The sequence below is a fragment of the Bradyrhizobium sp. AC87j1 genome (genome assembly GCF_002936975.1).
Taxonomy (GTDB): Bacteria; Pseudomonadota; Alphaproteobacteria; order Rhizobiales; family Xanthobacteraceae; genus Bradyrhizobium; species Bradyrhizobium shewense.
Window position 1 is genome coordinate 1 of sequence record NZ_PTFE01000016.1, and the last position, 17744, is coordinate 17744.

The window sequence follows — 17744 nt, forward strand, 5'->3', positions numbered from 1 at the left end:
CGAGATGCACACCTGTTGAACGCCATCATGCGGCGGCTGTAGAGACGACCGCGGAAAGAACCATGAACCCGGCAGTGGATCACTTTTGTCTATCGGGGTTGACATCGTGCCCGCGATTAAAGAACGGACGACTATTTCGCCGTCGCGGCGGTGCTCTTTTGGGGCGCTCTCTATTTTCTACTCTGTTTGGAAGTTGCCGTTCTAATCGTCGCGCTACCTGGTCTCACCCAATTTCATTCCGAATCGGCGCTCTCGCAATATTTCCGGGTACTTTCAGTCTTGCGTCGGCCCGAAGTCGCTCGCCAGGAATTGCTCGTGGGTCCATTGCTTCAGCGCATCGTCGTTGAGTACCGAGTTGACCAAGGCATTCCAATTCTCACCTGCCTCTCTCCATTTCGTTTTTCGGTCCGGAAGGTTACGCAGCAACCGAAATGCGCTCGTTGCGAACTTGCTTGCCTCTTTCCCTTCAGCAGCCTCGCGGATCACGTCTTTGAACAATTGTTCGGGAAAGGTCCACCCGGCGGCTGTGAAGCGGTCGGCAAACATGTATTCGAACGAGGCGCGAAACATGACCGCGGCTAGCGCATCTTCATATTCCGTGCCTGCGCCGCGCAGGTCGAACCATTGCAGCAGTCTTCGAACGGCTGCAGCAGGCGATAGCTGGCAGTCTCCGAGCGTGAGAGATACGAACATATACGCGATGTCTGATTGAAGTTCGTCGTCCAGGGACACGTACCAATGTTTGATTGCTGTGATAGGAGTCATGTGACAATTGCTATGGAAACGCGAGAATACAGGATGCGCCCCCGCTCAGGTGCGCTTGATCACGTAGCGCCATGGCTCTCAACCAGCCGGCTGCCGGCAGGGGCAGTTGTCCAGGAATCCCTGCTTCTCTGCTTTTAGACATCGACGATGGTGCTCGCCGCAATTCGATGGCAAGTCGTGGTTGGCTGCAAAAAAATGCGTTCTTAACAGAAGAGAAGTATCAAGCATGTAGGGTGCTGCCTCGTGCAAAATGAATCATCTCGGTCAGTTGTCCTCACATTAGGTTGTCCTCACATTAGACGGTGAAATCATTCTTTTTAGTCCAAACTGCGCAACCGAGAACGACGCCACGAGGTGTCGAGGATAGCCCATAAGCCCTGGGGCGGCGCTCGTAGAATACCGCGCCTCCGAGCAAGGGACTGGCCGAATGCCGCAGAGTTATCGCTTATCAGTCTCACGGTACAAGATGCAGAAATGATTGCTAGAGTCGACGTAAATCGCTGCGTTGGAGTTCTGTCGGCGCATGGCTCCTTCAGCATGCGCACAGCCATAGTTTGGAGCACCGAATTTGGTCACTCGGTTCCTGCTCGAGCTGTTCAGAGCGGCAGAGGATATCCAAGCTCCTGATCCAGGATTGGGGTTGTGCTCGCTGTGATCGCGCGGCGAGTAGGTCCGTGGTCTCAAGTTGTTGACCCGCTAGGCGTCCCGCAGCTGCTGCTCTCTTGAAGGTTCTTGCATCTTTAACGCGGCGTGCAGGCGGGCCTTTTCCAGCCGTTGCCTGACTCCGCTAAGGCAACTAGCCAGCTTTGCAAAGTCCGTAACATCGAGATAACCAGAAACAAACTCATCGAGTTCTTCCTGGTGCGCCGCGATGCTCGCAAGTCGTCTGCGAGCGCTGTCGGTTAGCGACAGGTTGACGATTCGTGCATCGTTCGCGCAGCGCTTACGTCGCACAAATCGCTTATCCTCAAGCTGTTTCGAATGCTTCGTAATGAAGGCCGACTCAACCTTCATCAACTTTGCAACCACGTTGACCGGAACACCGTCGCCCTGTTCCAAGTCGATCAACGCCATCAAGATCATCATTTGTGGTGCAGCAAGGCCCAGCGCATGCGCCTGGAAATAGCGAAGGTCGTCCAGACACACATTAATGGCTCTGATCTCCCATGTGAATCGCCTGAGTACATCCTGACTCGCGGCAGGGCTCTTCCCGAGCCGTCTTTTCATTCCTGGCAGCTTGGACGGCATCAGATTTCAGGGAGCCTCCATCCTCAAACTATTCCGGGCGAGAGAGCGTAGTTGGCGGGGACCACACATGCGCCTACTTCGAAGCGTCGAACCTCGGGTCAACAAGCAATCCCACCAACTCGCCTCCGTCCCAACCTTCTTTGCAGACAGTCCGGTGCCGAAGCTGCTTAGGTGCAAAGCAGCTTCACACACGCGCTCTGGTGAAATCACTCAAAATACAACTTTCATATGCAGAATTCCTGCTTCGCGAAGCGCTTTTGCACGCGATTACAGCGTCTAACGCCTGAACGTCGCGAGTCCGCTCAAAAGGCGACACTGCTCCGCCGCGTGATTGGACGGCGAGAACTTTTAGGTTCGAGAGCTGCTCACTGAATCACTAGAACAACGCGTACGCCGCAGGATCAACCTGTCGGAGCCGGCTCCGGGCTTCGAAAGCAGGAGCTGGAGATCGGCAATAGCTCCTTATTCCACGATAAGTCACACCCTGGATCGAAAGACAAATAATCACAAGTTAGTTCTTCACCAGGTTGTACGTCACGGGCTGTGAAAATTCTGCAATGATCGTCTTGATATGTGTTTGGATGGCTGCTGTGGTTCATGAAGCGAGCGTTGTCAGCATTATACTCTACGACGCCGTCATTAACCTTGTGGTCTCTCGGATAGGCATGCTTATCAAGTAGAGCTTGAAATGTTGGAGCTAGAGCTTCGTATTGTTCGCGCGTCACCGCAATGTCAACGATAGGGTTGTGAATCCAAAGTAGCGCGCCTTTAGGCAAACGAGTCGCGGAGAAAAGTCCAATGCCGCCAAACTGGTCTGGCTTCAAAATTGTCTCAACAATCAACATCGAAGAAATCTCCCAAAGTCACTAACACCGAGCAAGCTAACTGACGTGAGCTGCGAAATCTCCTGCACGAATTGGTAGGTCATCTATCCGCGCCTTCATCACGATTTGGTGTTCCTCAGGATTGGTTTCAGCTGCATGCTCCGGATCGCCTTCCGCGGCACCGCCATCGTAGTGATGCTGGAAGGGGCTGCAGGTCGGAGGGATTCCGGGCAAAGATCCGCGCCGATCAAGGAGGCGTGTGACTGTGACCTGTGGACTCTCACCTCGGCGGTATGCCAGACTTTCTCGCGACCCTGCAAGCCGCCGACAAGGCCTTCATCAAGGCCTTCAAGAGCAGGGGCCGATTGCGTCAATGCCCATTCGTTCCTGCGCCTTGCCAGAAAGAAAGTGGAGACATGGGCAGACATTATAGCGACGAGGGGCCCCTGAGGGGGCGGCAGTCGCCTTCGATTTTACTGCACTATCACCTCGCCGCAACCAGCCCGCAACGTGATCGCGCTCCTCACAAACAAGAAGGGGCCACGGCTGGGCGGCTCAACAAGGAGCCGCTAAGCGATGGCGCCCGCAAGTTCGTTGGGGCCGGCAGCGCTTATCCGCACCGCCCTGAACCCCACTAAGCTCGCAAGAGTCGCTGAAGCAAGCTATCGTCCATCAACATGTCCGCTACCTGAACTACCCTCACGTAGCGACTGTCCCTGGTGTCTAGTTCTGTGGATGATGGATGAGCCGAACGTCATTGGGCCCTCCCGGCCCTAAGAGGGCGGTGTAACGCTCGCCGCGAATGTCATATTGCTTCATCGGCTGCGCTGCGTCCGGCAAGAGGCCCCAGTGGCCGAGCTTTGAGATCATCGTGATTGGGGCGGGTTGGGTCCCGTGCGAAAAGGCCTCAGGAACGGCGAATGATGCAGCGTAAATCTCGCGGGCCGCGGGCGGCGTCGTCTCAGCTCTCGCGGACGCGGGAGCTGCTTGCTCCATCGTCTGTGCAAGCAGTGTTGGCGTGGGCCGATTCGCCGGCTGTACGCTCGGCTGCGAAACGCTTTCCGTTGGAGATCCGAAATGAATGGGTGCGCCTGACAGATTGAGTGGGGATCTGCCCCTCATCGCCGCCGCGGGCACGAACAGCGCCGTGAAGCGGTCGTTATGAACTATGAACGGAGCGGGTGGGGTGTCCTGGCTCGGGGGGACGCTGCTACCCTCATGCGCGCCTGACGTGCGCTGGTCGTCCTGCGACGAGTTGAAGGAACGAACGGCCGCTCCTGAATTTACGACGTGGTCATGAGGGGCGGCTGGCTCGAGAGACGACGATGAGCCGGCGTTTCCCAGCATCGCCCACAGCAGATCCTGATCGTAGCCCTCCGCAGGAAGGATCAACGGACCGCTGGCCCGAAAGGGTAGGCCGATGTCTTGAATCAGCTCGCGAGCGGCTGAATTGCTAAGCTCGCTGGGCTGGCGCTCAATGGCATCGCCTTCCGTCTGGCTTAGTGTCCTCTGCCTCTTCGCAGGCCTCAACTGGCCGGTGTAGTCCTCACCCATCAGGGCAGCGGCGTCATCGCGTCCGGTGACTGCGTGTTCGGGATGAGAACCGTCGGCCCTCTGGTGCTCAAGTCCCAAGGTCTTGGCGAGTCTGAGGCCTTCTTCAGACAGATGTGCATAGTTGGGATCAGGAAAAACAGGACCCTTTGCGACCGCAGAGGTACCAGCTTGCGGCACTTCATCCAAGTACGGCTCAAAATCCGCTTGCTGCTGTTGCTCTTGCGGGACCGTGGCGTTGTAAGCAGCGAACTCTGGGTCGAATGGGTTGATGCTGTTAAATGGGTCCATGTCCGCCCTCGGTTCGAGTGTGTCGCTCTCACTCTATTAGGATCAGCTGTCGACAAGCTGTCGCACTCAGAGAATTCGGTGAGCTAAATGGGCCTGCCCGATCGCCACACTTTGCGCGAAAAACGCGCAAGATGCCGGATTGCGCTTCAAGTGGCACGCCTTGCGGCATTTCAATTTCCTGCTGGATCGAGGTCGACCTGAACTAAAAACAGCTCAGACCTTTTGCCGGCTATAGCAGTCTTTAGGTCAAGGACCGCTACAGCCATCTGTTCAAATCGGACGACCACAATACTCGCTGGATATGATCACGGCATCGAGGTGCTGGCCTACGACTACGTTGAGGCCTTCGCGGAAACCTCACGGCTTTCGCCGAGCGAACGCGCCCGCGCGATCTCTACGATGTCGTGAATCTTTGTCGAAACGCCGGTCGAGCGGACAGAGTGTTGTTTCGATCGAGCGGCGTCCCCCTTTAGGGCGCCATAAAGTAATTTCAGGCTGATCGCCTTCCTCTTCGGGCCCATGCCTATTGTGAGGCAGAGACTTATGGTGGCCGCCTCACGACGTTACGGAAGCAATCGAATTAGAGGCTTTCACCCGTTCTGTCGACGTAAGATAATCTGGAGTGCCGCCCGCGCTTTCGCAACTGCAAGCGCGTCGAGATCAGATATATTCACTCGACCTCGTGGTATTCGGCCCGGTCGAAACCCGAGCCGAACAGCGCTGCTGCGGCGTCGTAGAGCGCGACGGTATTAACGGTTGACTGCATGGCGTACCAGGCGCGCAATGCCTCGATCGCCGATGCATGGGTTATCAACTGTCGCGACGGCGTTTGGCAATCGAGCATCTCCAGCTTGGGCTCCTCCCGCCTCGTGCCGCTCTCGATGATATTCCGATCGATTGTCATTTCTCTGCCTTCGCCGTCCTGGTTGGTCCGCCAGACTCTGTGCGCTCGCTACCAGCCTGCCAGTCTGCGCCGTGTTGACGGATCATTTCGCTATGGGACCGTTTAATGAAGGCGCGCTCGGCGCAAAAGCCGGCGGTGACTGAAGCGGCTACCGCTAGGCCGCAGGCAACGTAGTCATCCAGCAAACTCCAAATTATGTTACTGCCGGCGACGACGACAAAAGTGAGTGCCATGACGGTATTGCGAAATGCTTTAACCATACTTGTTCCCCCAGCCGATCGGCGAGGGATGTTAACATTCCAACCAAGACGTTCTGCGGCGTTTGAGAGGCATGGTTCGTCGCATTTCTGCTAGATCAGCTTGTGGTCGTGCGCGATGTCGCGCGCGGCTAGACAGCACTCAGCGGTGCGCCAGTTCGCGCGGGGGAATCTACAAGGCGTTCCGCGCTCATCGAACCTTTCGCCGGCTTGAACGGCACGATGATGCCATGTAGCCGCAGGTCAGACGAACGACTCGAAAGAAGTGGCGGCGGACGAAGTCGAAAGCCGGTGACTGACACGCGATGTGATCACCCGCCACGGGCGCGATCGGATGGCTGAGAAGTCGCCGACCTCTAGCGTCGTCACGACGGGGGAGTGGCTCGCGCCGCCCCTTCTCCAGACGGGGGTGAGATCCCGCGCGCGAACGGGATCGAGGGCTCGATCCCCGCCACATCCAGGCCGGCTGCACCGCCGGCGTGAGTGGCCGGATCCCATACGGGAATCCGGAAAGCCCGTACCGACGAACCATAAGCGGCGCTCCCCACGCCGTGCGGCCCGCACATAGCTTGGCTTCAGCTTCGCTGAAGCCCTCACCCGGCTATCCGCCGCGCCACCAACAAGCACCTAGTATGGTCCCTAGGAGAGCCAACCGCCGTCCTGAGGCAGTGTGCTTGGATCAAATAGCGTTGGATCGGAGCGATGAGCCTTTGGCCGAGCAAGACCGCCGCGGTGACGGCAGGTCCCGTCGAGACTGCACACGCGTCGATGAGGAAGCTGTCCGAGCGCGGCGTCGAAATTCCGTCTCACATTTCGACCCCGATTACTGCAGTGCAAACCACGAGCAGCTTGGTCCAGTCAAGCGCCGAAACCCAGTCCCGGTTCTGGGCCGCTTACAGCGCGCTCAACTCCAGGATCAAATCGCCGGAGGAGGCGAGGGACCACTACCGCCGATTTTTTTACGTAATCCTCGCCGCCTTGCTGCTTTTGCAGCTCTACTACTCCGCGTTTTTGTCGGTGCAGAAGGGGTTGTTGGAGGTCAACAAAAGCATCGAGGCCGCTGAAGTAGCAGCCATCGTTGCTGCAACTGCACCGGCTCCCGCCGTAACGCCAACGCCTGCTCCAACGGGTGTCGCAACCGCCAAGAACGAAGGGCTGGTCGGCAAACGGCAGACGTATCTCCACGCTGCGGACTATCTCATGGGTATCCCACGCAAGATGGCCGGCTTTCTGGGCATCATAGGGCTCGGCTCAGGTGACAATAACAGCAACGACAAGGCGGAGGTCGTGGCGCAAGTACAGCTGGACCTCGCCACATCGTTCGTCGGCGGGTTTCTCTTGCCGGTTCTCTACGGAATGCTTGGCGCGATCGCCTTCGTGCTTCGGCGCCTCTCCGACGAAACCTCGTTCGTCGAGGAAGCGACGGTCCTCAAACGTAAGTTTTCCTTGCGCGTCCCGATTGGCGCGCTGTCTGGCTTGGCAGCCGGCTGGCTACTGCAACCTTCGACAGGGGCCTCGGTCACCGCCTCCCTGTCGCCTTTCGCGCTCGCTTTCGTCGCCGGATACAGCGCAGACCTCGTGTTCACGGCTCTGGATCGCATCGTGGCGGCCTTCACGGGGCCGCCGTCAACTCAAACGCCACCGATTGCTACTCCGCCGGAACGGTCTCCCTCGCCAAGCGAGCCTGTCAACAACGAAGCCCGTCCCTCAAACGACGCGCGGCCGCAAGCAAATCCTGACCCGATTGGCGATCCGCCGAGCGCAAGAGAAGTGACGATGAGTTCGAGAGCTCAAGCAAACCAAGACGCATAAAAGCCGGAGGTCATTGCCATGAAGATCGACTACGCCGAGGTCCAGTCCCTAGCGCCTCGCATGATCGACGAATACGCAGCCGCATTCCGCTCGAATGACGCGAATACCGTGCTAGAAAAATACGAAATTTCGGCAAACCAGTTGAGGTTGGCGCATTTCTTTGCTCAGATGCTGCAAGAGACCGGTGGTTTCAAGATCCAGACGGAAAGCCTCTGGTATTCGCCTTCCCGGCTGATGCAGGTTTGGCCCCGTCGTTTTCCGACATTGGAAATTGCGCAACAATATGCGCACAACGAAGAGAAGCTCGGGGAGTACGTTTACGGACATAGGTTGGGGAACGACAGCCCGGGAGACGGTTTCAAATACCGCGGACGTGGCCTTCTGCAAATGACCGGACGGTCTGCCTATGCGAAATACGGACGGGGCCTCGGCATCGATCTCGAAGCGAATCCCGAACTTGCATATCACCGCGATCATTGTTTGGAGATCGCAGCGGCCGAATGGAACGCCAGCGGCTATCACGGCAAATCCTGCAATCAACTGGCGGATGCGGACGATATTGTAGGCGTCACCTATGCGATCAACGGCGGACAGACCGGAATCGAAGACCGCCGCTTCTGGCTGCGCAAGACGAAAGGGGTTTGGTCCGATAGACCGGCTCCAGATGCTGCTCGCGAACAACTGGCCAGCCGTGCGAGTGCAAATCTCGAACTTATCGCCGACACCTCTTCGGCATTCGCCGTTCAGCAAGCCGATGGGCTGACCATGGACGCCGCGGCTCCGGCTGGCTTCGGCGCCCGTGCGGCGTCCATTGCGCTCGACGAGTGGCGGAGGTTCGGTGCGCAGACCTACGATATTCGCGGGCATGCGATCAATGTCGGGCACAAAGAGGGTGAGACGCCGTATTGGCAGTATGTCGGCGAATATTGGAAGTACGGCGTCAATAACGATACTCTAACCGGACGAGATCACAGCGTACCATGGTCCGCGGCCTTCATCTCCTGGGTGATGCGCAGAGCCGGTGCCGGCAGCCGCTTTCACTACAGCCCGCAGCATTCGATCTATATTTTCCGGGCCATCAAGGATCTGCTGCAAGGTAAGCCCGACGCTGGGTTCTACTGCTACCAGCTCCGGGAGTGGAAGCCGCAGGTCGGCGATCTTGTATGCTGGGCTCGTCGCGACGGCATCGACCACCAACACCAGAATGGCGGCGATTATCCAGGTCACTGCGACGTCGTGGTCGAGGTCGGGGCCGACCACATAGAGATCGTCGGCGGGAACGTTGGGGACTCGGTTACGAAGCGTCCCTTGAGATTGAACGATGCGGGATTCCTGGAAGCCACCAATCAAGGGGGCGAGAACCTCTTCGGGATCATGAGATGCAGGCTCTAGACGGAAGCTTAGTTACTTGAAGAATACGCTAAATTTAGGAGAGCAGCTGGTTTAACACCATAAGGAGGTCGACGCCTCGCCGGAAGTTGCAACCGGCAGGGCAATGCCTGACTATGGCAGCTACGTGGCCGCGATGAAAGAGCGCGTAGAGGTGGCCTTGCCTGACGAGCCCGAACGTTCGCCCTGCCCCGAGACTTCGAAGTGAAGCTCCGCACCCTTGAGGTCCAACTCGATCGGGTTCCCGAACTTGGCTTCGCCTTTTCCTTCGATTAGGTCGGTCGGGTTTTCCAACGTAACGACCAGTGCCTTGTTTTCCGGGAGTGGATTACGGAAACCAATGAGCAGCTTGTTGTTGCCGCCGTCAGCCAATCCCTCGATGTTGAACGCGCCGTTCGTCTTCGGTGGCTTCGTTGCGGCTTCGGCCAGCTTGTACTTCGCAAAGCGCGGGTCCGATGAGAGATTCTCCACCAATTTTGAATAGGCCGCACCGATCGGCTTCAAGCTGGGCGGTGACGAGGTCGTGTCAACTGTCGTCGCAAAGAACCTCCGCCGTCGGTCTTGGACTTTTCCGTCCTTGTTCGTGCCGTGCGATGAGATCCAGTAGATCGTGTCTCCGATCCGCGCTGCGCCTTCAAGGTCCGATTCCTTGTCGGGCTTGGTGTCCAAGAATTTTGAGAGGTCGACCTGCTTGATTGAAGACGGCTGCCCTCTCTTATAGATGCGAAGCGTATTCATTTCATCGTCCGCGACAACGAAATGGTCCTTGTCGAGCGCAACCGCCGCAGAAGCATCGCACATTTCCTTGTAAGTCACGATTTCCGCTTCTGCTGCCAAAGCTTTGGTTGAAATCGCACTCACGGCGCAAAGGAATCCAACGAACATCAATCTCATTTTCTCTCCTTGATGGCTTGGCTGCGCTCAAAGTTTGTAGTTCAAGGCAACGAGATACTGTCTTTGCTTTATCAGCGTGTCCTTATCCAGGCCGTCAGTATAGCTGACCGAGACGGATGCCGCCCCGTCGGGCGTTATATTGAAGCCGACCTCCACTCCCCACAGCAAGGCATCGATACGGCGGTTGAATTCGCGGTGATAATTGACCGTCACATCGGCGTAGAAGCGGCCGATGAGGTCCGCAAAGACTGGTTCGGCGAATGGGTCGTAGATGCTGCGATCGGGGAACGGGGTGAGATGGAGCCGGGCCACTGCTCCGCCCCAGGTATAATCGCCTCTGGTCAGTGCCGTCGCGCCCACCACATCCACACGCTTGATGTCCGCTTCGGCCCGAAGTTGCCAAAACCAGTCGAGATATTTCGTGGCGGGTGCTCCGATCGTCCCTCCCAACCGAGCATTCGGAGCGAAAGGCTCCCACGCGGCGGTGAAACCGTATATTCGTGCCTCACCGCGAAGGTCGGTCTGCGCATACGGGCTTGCGATCACGTATTGCAGATCGAATAGAGGCCCACCGGCAATGGCAGCCTGCGCGTCTAAGCCGGTTTTCATTGCGCTCTTTTCGCTTTTGGTCCTGGGGGCGTTGATCGTGCCTTGCGCATCCGTCCACAACGCCACCGTCGTCCCGAACAAGGACGGAACGTTGAAGTCGCGCTTCGCGTACGGATCGTCCGACAGACCCGTGAAACAAGGGCTCATGGGGTCATTTTGCGACAGGACGTACGACACGCGCCCGTTGACCGTCAGGGATTGAGAGCGGTCGAGATCGTCATGTGCAAAGCTGGCGGAGGCTCCCTTCGCTTTGGATCTCGGCACAAACCCGGTGACGAACGTTCCCTCCCGGTATTGATACGTGTCCAGCCTGTCGCGGCGGATGAATAGCCTTTGCTGCTCTTCGCAGCCGCCTTTCGGAGGCTTGACGTCCGCCGCGACGCGTTGTAGGTCCGCGCCGCCGTTACATGGAGCCGATTGCGCGCCGTTAAAGCCAGTCCTCTCGCGATGCGGGCGTGGCGTTCCCAACCGTGCAAGCCCACAAGACACACAAAGAGTGCCAGCGAATTGCCAAATATCGTTATGACAAGCAGTGCAGTCATCATGAACGGCACAGCAGCCTGCATATCGACCAGTGCCATGACCCCCTCGTCGATCAGTCCGCCAAGCTCGGCAGCGAGGAAGCCCAACGAAACGCCCAGCAGGGTACTAATAAAGGTCCCGCCCACCGCAACGAGCATGCTGATTTGGATCGAATATATCAAACGAGCCAACACGTCCCGACCGAGCTCGTCGGTGCCCAACAAATGGTCCAGCGTGCCGCCGAAGAATAGTGGTGGCGAAAGCCGTACATCCAAGGAGATCTGTGCTGGATGATAGGGGGAGATCACCTGGGCGAGTGCGGCAATCAACAGACATCCGACAACCCATATCGCGGCAACATGCAGTCCTATTTTGGGTGGCTTACGCGCACCGCGTCGAGCTTTCGGACCACGAAAGATGTTCCAAGCCCATTCACGCGCCCAGACGGTGCTCATCTAAGTCTCCGAGGATTTCGACCGGGGATCGAGCCAGGTGTAACCGAGATCGACGGCCAGGTTGGTGATGATCATCGCAGTGCCAGCAAGCAGGACAATTGCCTGCACCACTGGAACATCCCTGTTTCCGACGGATGTGACGAAGAGGTTTCCGATACCCGGCCATGAGAAGACCGTCTCGACCACCGTCGAACCAGTTACCGCTCCGCCGATGAGCAGGCCAAGTATGGTCAGGATAGGCACCGCCGCATTGGGCAATACGTGGTGGATCAATATCCGCCAGAACGGAATGCCGCGCGCAAACGCGGCCAACACATACCGGCTGTCTAGCGATTCGCGAACGGCCACGCGGGTGTAGCGGGCAAGCACGGCGGAGCTTGTGGCCGCCATGGTTATCGCCGGCAAAACCAGGCTGCGCCAGCTATCCGCACTGCCGGTCGGCAACCAATTGAGGTGAATTGAGAACACCAGCATCAGGACGATCGCCAAGAAGAAGCTCGGAACGCACAATCCCACGACGGTTCCGATCGTACACGCTCGGCCTATGAAGCTCGACGGAAACACCGCGGCAGCTATTCCTCCCGCAACGCCCGTGATCGCCGCCAAGGTAAGAGCAGAGCAGGTGAGTATCAGCGTCAATGGAAGGTGGCTGATGACCACACCGAGCGCATCCTGTCGATAGACGTAAGAGACGCCTAAGCTTCCTCGGACGACGTCATGGAGGTAGGCCAGGTATTGTGCCAGGATCGGGCGGTCGAGCCCCAATTCGCCGGAGTAGGCGGCGCGCATGTCCGGGGTCGCGTCCGGCCCAAGTAAGACGGTTACCGGATCGCCCGCGCAGCGCATAAGAATGAATACGCTTGTTACCATTAGAACGAGCGTGACCAATGCGCGGGCAATTTTCCTCGCAAGTACCTTCTGGAGGTTGCGCCTCATGCGGCTATCACCTCTCCGCCGGCGAGTGCCGACGCCCTGCTGGCCGGGAACAAGGCTTTGAAGGTGATGCCGTTTCAAGGCGAGCCCAAAATTGGGTACCGCCTCGAGCAGGGACTTCATGTAATCCGTCTTTGGGTCGAGCAGCACCTCATCGCGTGAACCGCTCTCAACGATGCTTCCGCGCTTCAGGACGGTGATCTCTGAGCAGAGATAGGCAACGGATCTGATATCATGACTTATGAATAAGAGGGACAGGCCCCGGCTCTCACGCAGATCCGACAGAAGGTTCAGGATCTGAGCTTGAACGGTCATGTCGAGCGCGGAGACGGGCTCGTCACAAATCAGAACCTCGGGATCGAGAATAAGCGCCCGCGCTATATTGACCCGCTGCGCCTGTCCGCCGCTTATCTGATGCCGTAACTTGCTAAGGATCTCGCCCGATAGGCCGACGGCGGAAATTGCTGCAGCGAGCCGAGCCTGACACTCGGAAGACTTCATTTTGAAGTTCACGAGCAGAGGCGCGATGATTTGTTTGCCGATCGGGATGACTGGGTCCAGCGCGTCGAGAGGGCTCTGAAACACAGGTTGGACACGGCGGCGGAACGCAGCCAATCGATCCGGCGTCAGCAGCTCGCCCTCAAAAAAGATCTGGCCCGCTTGTGGCGCTGTCAGCCCAAGCAGAAGCTTCGCAATTGTGCTTTTGCCGCTGCCGGACTCCCCGATCAACCCATGGGCTTTCCCACGGCGGATGATCATGTTGATCTTGTGCAGCCTCGAGCCGCCAAGGACCTCCGCAAAGGACTGCCGAGCAGCCGGGTAGCAAAAATTGACATTGCGCAGCTCGAGAATGGGTTCGCAGGACGCGCGCGCTGTACGAACGCGAGGTGGCTTGATTGGCAACGTCATTCATCCCTCCAAATTGTGGCATGCCACCACTTGTTGTGGGATGCCCTGCAAGGTGGGCCTTGTGTGCCGGCAAATGTCCAGCGTTCCGGAGCACCGAGATGCGAAATTGCAGCCGGCCTGGCGCTGAGTAGGTTCAGGGAGGGTACCTGCAGGGCTGAGTAGACGCCGGGGGTCCCTTGAAAGTGGGGGGACAGCGGAGAATAGTGCGCGCGTATAGGGGTGCAGGGGAGTTCGAGCGACGAGATCGGCGCGCCCGACTTCGACCAACTGGCCGGCGTAGAGAACGCCGATGCGATCCGACCGCTGCAGGGCAACGCCCAGGTCATGGGTCACAAAGAGAATTGCCATGTCTGAGCGCAGCCGTTCGAGCAAGTCAAGGATCTGCTTTTGCGTGGTGACGTCAAGAGCCGAGGTCGGCTCGTCTGCGATCAGAAGCTTCGGCTTCATCGCGAGCGCCATTGCAATCATGACGCGCTGATTCATTCCCCCAGACATCTCGTGCGGGTATTTTCTCATCGTCTCATTGGGATCATCGATCCCCACATCGCTAAGTAGATCTGCAGCTCTTTCGCTCGCCTCTTTCTTGCTCAAACCGCCGATCATCTGGACGGTCTCGCGAAGCTGGAATCCAATGTTCCGAACAGGGTTAAGATATAGACTTGGCTGTTGGTAGATCATTGCACGCCGGCGCCGATCGACATCGCAAAGAGGCCTGCCTTCGATGTGAATATCGCCGAGACATTTCAGCTCGGAACTTGCTACTCCCATGATGGTCGAACACAGCACGCTTTTTCCGCTGCCGCTTTCGCCGACAAGCGCGAAAAACTCACCCTTCCGCAGCTCGAACCGAACGGCGTCCAGGAGGCGGGTCTCGGATCGGTCTGCAAGAACAACCGTCAATCCAGTAATGCTCAGGAGCGGCGGGCTGCCAGCCGCCATGGCTGGGCGCCCGGCATTCCCTTGCTCAAAACTTTGGACAAAAGGTGCTTCAAGTGCATGCGAACTGGTTTGGTCCATGATTCCATCTTCCGAGCAGACAATAGTCCTCTGCGTCTGGCCCAAGGCGTTCTCAGCTAGACGTTGATTGCGCCTGGCCGAAAATCCATCAAACCGGTTGGCGTCGGTGTCCACTTGATGTTGGCGCGCTTTCCGAAGAACTCGCCAAGCGAATGCAGCACCGTTCCTGGTGGATCAATCTCGTCGAATATGTCCAGCATCTCTTGATAGGCAGCTCGCCTTGCGGCCGGGTCCTGCGCCGTCAGCAAAGTCGTCTCCAGCACATTGAATCTGTCGTTCCGCCAATACCCACCCCTCTGAAAGTTGCTCTGTGACCCCCAGCGCGAGACGAACGATGCTGTGGGATCGGGGTAGTATGTCCCATCAGACGAGTTGTTCACACCGCGGCCCAGACGGTCTTCGACTTGGGCCCAATTCTCTTTCATTTGGATATCGACGTTGAGGCCGACAGCCCTCCACATTGCCGCGATGGCTTGAGTTTCGATAAGCTCGGCGGTGTAATAATTGCCGACCGTTTTGAAAGGAATTGCTGCGCCGTTATGACCGGCTTCGGCTAGAAGTCGCTTCGCCTCTTCCGGATTGTGCCGTGGGATTGGCCGGTCAGGATTGTAGAGAGCGCCGTAAGCAGGGTGTTGATGGGAAGGCGGCACACTTATGCGTTTGCGCCAAATACTGTTGACAATGGTCTGCCTGTCGATCGCCAGATTCATGGCGCGCCTGATGCGCGGATCCCGCAGCACCTCATTGGTCGTCGAATCATAGACCAGCGTGCGGAAGGACATCGTGTCGCCTCCAACCACGTCCAATCGCTTGTCCGCGGCGAGGATATCGAACTGATCCGGCGCTACGGTTGTGATGATATCGAAGTCGCCAGCGCGAAGGCCGGCGACGCGTGCCGCCGGCTCCCGCACCATCCGAAACTCGATCCCCTTTAGCGGCGGCCTTCCACCCCAGTACCCGTCGTGCGCCTCGAGACGTATGTAGCGGTTTTCGACGGCCTCAACGACCCTGTACGGCCCCGCCGCTATGGGAGCCCTGGCCCATTGATCGAATGTCGCCGCCTTCAGATAGGCCGATTTCGAGACGATGCCGGCTCCATAGGAGGTCAGGCGCTTGACGAAAACAGGATCGGGCGCCTTGGTGCTAAACTCGACAGTATATCGGCCGGTTGCCCGCACCGTGCTCATCGATGGAAAGCTGATCTGGCCAACGCCAAAACCCGGACTGTCCTTTGCCAGCATACGCTCCGCGCCGAAAGTAAATGCGACGTCCTCTGCCGTTAACTCTTCACCATCGTGGAATCGAACTCCTTTCCGCAGAGACACGCGATATGTGGTGCTGTCGAGCGCCTCGATGCTTTCAGCCAACATCGGCCGGATCTGCCCGTCCCGTTGATAGTCGATTGCAAAGAGCTTGTCGTAAATGCTCTCGAGCACCCGGAAGCTCACGAGCGCCGTAGCACGGGGATGGAGCGGATCGAGCTCGACGCGCAGATCCTGCATTGCGATCCGCAGTGCCGTCCGGCCCGCGTCTTGGGCAAAGACAGAGGTCGATGGAAGCAAGCTCAGCCCACCGACCAATTTGAGTACCGCGCGCCGATCACAGGTATTCATCACACATCTCTTCTTAGTTGCACAAACCATTGAGTGCCGAGCTTGCAAACCATGCAGCTTCGCCTGCTCACGCTCGCGCCGGCGGACTCGGACAATGGTTTTCTGAGGAGCGGTTCGAGTGTTGCGAGATATAATTCACACCATGTGACACCATCATGACAGGCCTAGGTGCCTAGGTAGCTGGACAAGGAGGCGGCTACTCCCGTAGGTTGAGGCTCGGAATCGGAGCTGAAAGGTGGCCGAATGAAATTTGTCATTGTCATGCTGGATGGCCTTCGTCCTGACCAGCTAGACGAAGCAGTTACGCCCAATCTCACCGAGCTGTCCAAAATCGGCCTTCGACTTGCTCGCCATACCTCATCTTTTCCCAGTGAGACGCGGGTTTCATCGGCCGCGCTGGCCACGGGCGGACATAGCTCGGCCCATGGAATCATCGGCAACCGCTTTTTGGCAAACGGTCGGTCGATCGATGGATCCTCGCTCTCGGCGCTCATGACGCTCGGCAGCGAACGCGGTGGCGTCCTCACCGCCACGACGATTGGCGAAGTCTTGGCGGCTCATGGTCGTGCGATGCTGTCGATCGGGTCTCAGTCGCAGGGCTCTTTTGGACTTTCGGGCTGGGGGAGTTGGCAGACAGGTGCGCCGGCGTTCTGGGTTCATGACCCGTCAATGTTCGGTGGCAACGCGGCCGTTCGCCGGATTGCGCCAACCTTTCCGATGCTCCCTCCCGACGAACGGCCGGCGCGTGCGACCATTGAACGCGTCGTCGATCTATTCTTCTCGTTCGTGAAGAATGAAGCACTTCCGGACGTCAGCCTGCTCTGGCTATCGGAGCCGGACATCACATATCATATGTTCGGTCTTCAGCATCCTACGGCGCGTGAGGTGCTCCACGAGGTCGATCGCCATTTTGGGCGAATTTTCGCTTGGTGGAGCGAGAAAGGAGAGCGGGAAGGAGTACAGCTTATTGCTGCATCCGATCACGGACACGCCATCATTGGAGAAAAAGTCTCCGTATTGAAACACCTGCAGCAGTCGGGATTCAAGGTCGGATACGAACTCACGCCTGAGGTAGACGCCGCAATAACAGCTCAACGGGTTGTCAACATTTGGGTCCGGGACAGAGAGAGTCATCTTTTGGCAGAGTTGTATCACAGCCTGTCAGAGGAGCCATGGTTTGGCGTTGCTTTCTCACGTAAGGCTTCCGATGGCGTTCCACTTATCGCGAGCACCCTCCCGCTTTCGGCTGTCATGGCCGAACACGAACGAAGTGCAGACCTGTCGTTTGTTCTCGCCGATTGCGGCGCGGCTAATCGGAGCGGTTCGCCCGACGCCGTGTACTACGATGGGACCTATCCGATCGGCGTTGGTATGCACGGAGGGCTTTCGGCGCACGAGCTGTCTTCACTATGCATCCTCGCTGGCGATGCCTTCAGAAGCGGAGTTGTTGCGGCCCCAACCAGCATCGTTGATCTGGTACCGACGATTCTTTCTAGCTTGGGACTGCCGCTACCGTCGACGGTGCACGGCCGTATCATCGACGAAGCTTTGCAAGATCGCGAGGACTCGGGCCAGTATGATGTCGAGGATGCGAGCGTCTCAATTGCCTCTTCAGCGCGCCGGTCAACTATCTTCCGGGAGCTTTACCAACAACGTATTTATCTGAGGGGAGCGGCTGTAACGCGGCTCGCGCAACCGAAGAATGATAAACCCGACGCTAATCCCATGGCATTGAAAGCCTGAACCACGGA

At 57.8% G+C, this 17744-nt stretch carries 15 protein-coding genes; 3 read left to right on the forward strand and 12 right to left on the reverse strand.

All coding sequences use genetic code 11. The features are described from left to right. Nucleotides 1-273 precede the first annotated feature (273 nt). The 6 genes from CV770_RS11205 to CV770_RS11230 all read right to left on the reverse strand — a co-directional run bounded on the left by CV770_RS11205 (nucleotide 274) and on the right by CV770_RS11230 (nucleotide 5843). Nucleotides 274-765: a hypothetical protein gene (locus CV770_RS11205; RefSeq protein WP_104462374.1), complete on the reverse strand. Its 492-nt coding sequence runs from the start codon at nucleotides 763-765 to the stop codon at nucleotides 274-276. Between the two features lie 696 nt (nucleotides 766-1461). Further along, complete coding sequence (locus tag CV770_RS11210; RefSeq protein ID WP_245453722.1) at nucleotides 1462-2013, reverse strand: MarR family transcriptional regulator; 552 nt, start codon at nucleotides 2011-2013, stop codon at nucleotides 1462-1464. A gap of 401 nt (nucleotides 2014-2414) precedes the next feature. Further along, entirely contained in the window at nucleotides 2415-2858 is a 444-nt protein-coding gene (locus tag CV770_RS11215) for an SET domain-containing protein (protein WP_104462376.1), read from the reverse strand. A 702-nt stretch (nucleotides 2859-3560) separates the two neighbouring features. Then, nucleotides 3561-4679, reverse strand: a complete 1119-nt coding sequence (locus tag CV770_RS11220; protein WP_104462377.1) for a hypothetical protein — start codon at nucleotides 4677-4679, stop codon at nucleotides 3561-3563. A 670-nt stretch (nucleotides 4680-5349) separates the two neighbouring features. Further along, the gene (locus CV770_RS11225) at nucleotides 5350-5583 is read right to left on the reverse strand and encodes a hypothetical protein (protein WP_104462378.1); all 234 of its coding nucleotides are present in this window, start codon (nucleotides 5581-5583) and stop codon (nucleotides 5350-5352) included. Then, complete coding sequence (locus CV770_RS11230) at nucleotides 5580-5843, reverse strand: hypothetical protein (RefSeq protein WP_104462379.1); 264 nt, start codon at nucleotides 5841-5843, stop codon at nucleotides 5580-5582. The genes CV770_RS11225 and CV770_RS11230 overlap by 4 nt, the downstream gene beginning before the upstream one ends. 699 nt (nucleotides 5844-6542) lie before the next feature. On the opposite strand from CV770_RS11230, the gene CV770_RS11235 reads away from it, so the two are divergent. Together CV770_RS11235 and CV770_RS11240 are read left to right on the forward strand one after the other, a co-directional pair. After that, entirely contained in the window at nucleotides 6543-7652 is a 1110-nt protein-coding gene (locus CV770_RS11235) for a hypothetical protein (RefSeq protein ID WP_104462380.1), read from the forward strand. An 18-nt stretch (nucleotides 7653-7670) separates the two neighbouring features. Continuing rightward, nucleotides 7671-9044 (forward strand): DUF2272 domain-containing protein, encoded by a 1374-nt coding sequence (locus CV770_RS11240; RefSeq protein WP_104462381.1) that lies wholly within the window; start codon nucleotides 7671-7673, stop codon nucleotides 9042-9044. A gap of 120 nt (nucleotides 9045-9164) precedes the next feature. Here CV770_RS11240 and CV770_RS11245 read toward each other — a convergent pair whose 3' ends face one another. From CV770_RS11245 to CV770_RS11275, 6 genes are read right to left on the reverse strand one after another with little or no spacing between them, the layout of a single operon-like run. Further along, nucleotides 9165-9935 carry a DUF3616 domain-containing protein gene (locus CV770_RS11245; RefSeq protein ID WP_146101270.1) on the reverse strand — a complete coding sequence of 257 codons (771 nt, stop codon included), beginning with the start codon at nucleotides 9933-9935 and terminating at the stop codon, nucleotides 9165-9167. A gap of 27 nt (nucleotides 9936-9962) precedes the next feature. Further along, nucleotides 9963-10721, reverse strand: coding sequence for a hypothetical protein (locus tag CV770_RS11250; RefSeq protein WP_104462383.1), 759 nt, complete (start codon nucleotides 10719-10721; stop codon nucleotides 9963-9965). Between the two features lie 14 nt (nucleotides 10722-10735). After that, nucleotides 10736-11521, reverse strand: coding sequence for an ABC transporter permease (locus tag CV770_RS11255; protein ID WP_104462384.1), 786 nt, complete (start codon nucleotides 11519-11521; stop codon nucleotides 10736-10738). Further along, nucleotides 11522-13363 (reverse strand): ABC transporter permease subunit, encoded by a 1842-nt coding sequence (locus CV770_RS43225; RefSeq protein ID WP_245453723.1) that lies wholly within the window; start codon nucleotides 13361-13363, stop codon nucleotides 11522-11524. It abuts the gene before it with no gap. After that, on the reverse strand, nucleotides 13364-14380 hold the full coding sequence (locus CV770_RS11270) for an ABC transporter ATP-binding protein (RefSeq protein ID WP_146101272.1): 1017 nt from the start codon (nucleotides 14378-14380) through the stop codon (nucleotides 13364-13366). A gap of 56 nt (nucleotides 14381-14436) precedes the next feature. Continuing rightward, the gene (locus CV770_RS11275) at nucleotides 14437-15993 is read right to left on the reverse strand and encodes an ABC transporter substrate-binding protein (protein WP_245453724.1); all 1557 of its coding nucleotides are present in this window, start codon (nucleotides 15991-15993) and stop codon (nucleotides 14437-14439) included. Nucleotides 15994-16236: 243 nt separating this feature from the next. Between CV770_RS11275 and CV770_RS11280 the strand changes: the two genes are divergently transcribed. Further along, nucleotides 16237-17736 carry an alkaline phosphatase family protein gene (locus CV770_RS11280; RefSeq protein WP_104462387.1) on the forward strand — a complete coding sequence of 500 codons (1500 nt, stop codon included), beginning with the start codon at nucleotides 16237-16239 and terminating at the stop codon, nucleotides 17734-17736. The last annotated feature ends 8 nt before the right edge of the window (nucleotides 17737-17744 follow it).

What these genes read in the sequence shown, in the direction of transcription:
- CV770_RS11205 (WP_104462374.1), bottom strand. Translation starts at nt 765, where the DNA reads ATGACTCCTATCACAGCAATCAAACATTGGTACGTGTCCCTGGACGAC.
- CV770_RS11210 (WP_245453722.1), bottom strand. Translation starts at nt 2,013, where the DNA reads ATGCCGTCCAAGCTGCCAGGAATGAAAAGACGGCTCGGGAAGAGCCCT.
- CV770_RS11215 (WP_104462376.1), bottom strand. Translation starts at nt 2,858, where the DNA reads ATGTTGATTGTTGAGACAATTTTGAAGCCAGACCAGTTTGGCGGCATT.
- CV770_RS11220 (WP_104462377.1), bottom strand. Translation starts at nt 4,679, where the DNA reads ATGGACCCATTTAACAGCATCAACCCATTCGACCCAGAGTTCGCTGCT.
- CV770_RS11225 (WP_104462378.1), bottom strand. Translation starts at nt 5,583, where the DNA reads ATGACAATCGATCGGAATATCATCGAGAGCGGCACGAGGCGGGAGGAG.
- CV770_RS11230 (WP_104462379.1), bottom strand. Translation starts at nt 5,843, where the DNA reads ATGGTTAAAGCATTTCGCAATACCGTCATGGCACTCACTTTTGTCGTC.
- CV770_RS11235 (WP_104462380.1), top strand. Translation starts at nt 6,543, where the DNA reads ATGAGCCTTTGGCCGAGCAAGACCGCCGCGGTGACGGCAGGTCCCGTC.
- CV770_RS11240 (WP_104462381.1), top strand. Translation starts at nt 7,671, where the DNA reads ATGAAGATCGACTACGCCGAGGTCCAGTCCCTAGCGCCTCGCATGATC.
- CV770_RS11245 (WP_146101270.1), bottom strand. Translation starts at nt 9,935, where the DNA reads ATGAGATTGATGTTCGTTGGATTCCTTTGCGCCGTGAGTGCGATTTCA.
- CV770_RS11255 (WP_104462384.1), bottom strand. Translation starts at nt 11,521, where the DNA reads ATGAGCACCGTCTGGGCGCGTGAATGGGCTTGGAACATCTTTCGTGGT.
- CV770_RS43225 (WP_245453723.1), bottom strand. Translation starts at nt 13,363, where the DNA reads ATGACGTTGCCAATCAAGCCACCTCGCGTTCGTACAGCGCGCGCGTCC.
- CV770_RS11270 (WP_146101272.1), bottom strand. Translation starts at nt 14,380, where the DNA reads ATGGACCAAACCAGTTCGCATGCACTTGAAGCACCTTTTGTCCAAAGT.
- CV770_RS11275 (WP_245453724.1), bottom strand. Translation starts at nt 15,993, where the DNA reads ATGAATACCTGTGATCGGCGCGCGGTACTCAAATTGGTCGGTGGGCTG.
- CV770_RS11280 (WP_104462387.1), top strand. Translation starts at nt 16,237, where the DNA reads ATGAAATTTGTCATTGTCATGCTGGATGGCCTTCGTCCTGACCAGCTA.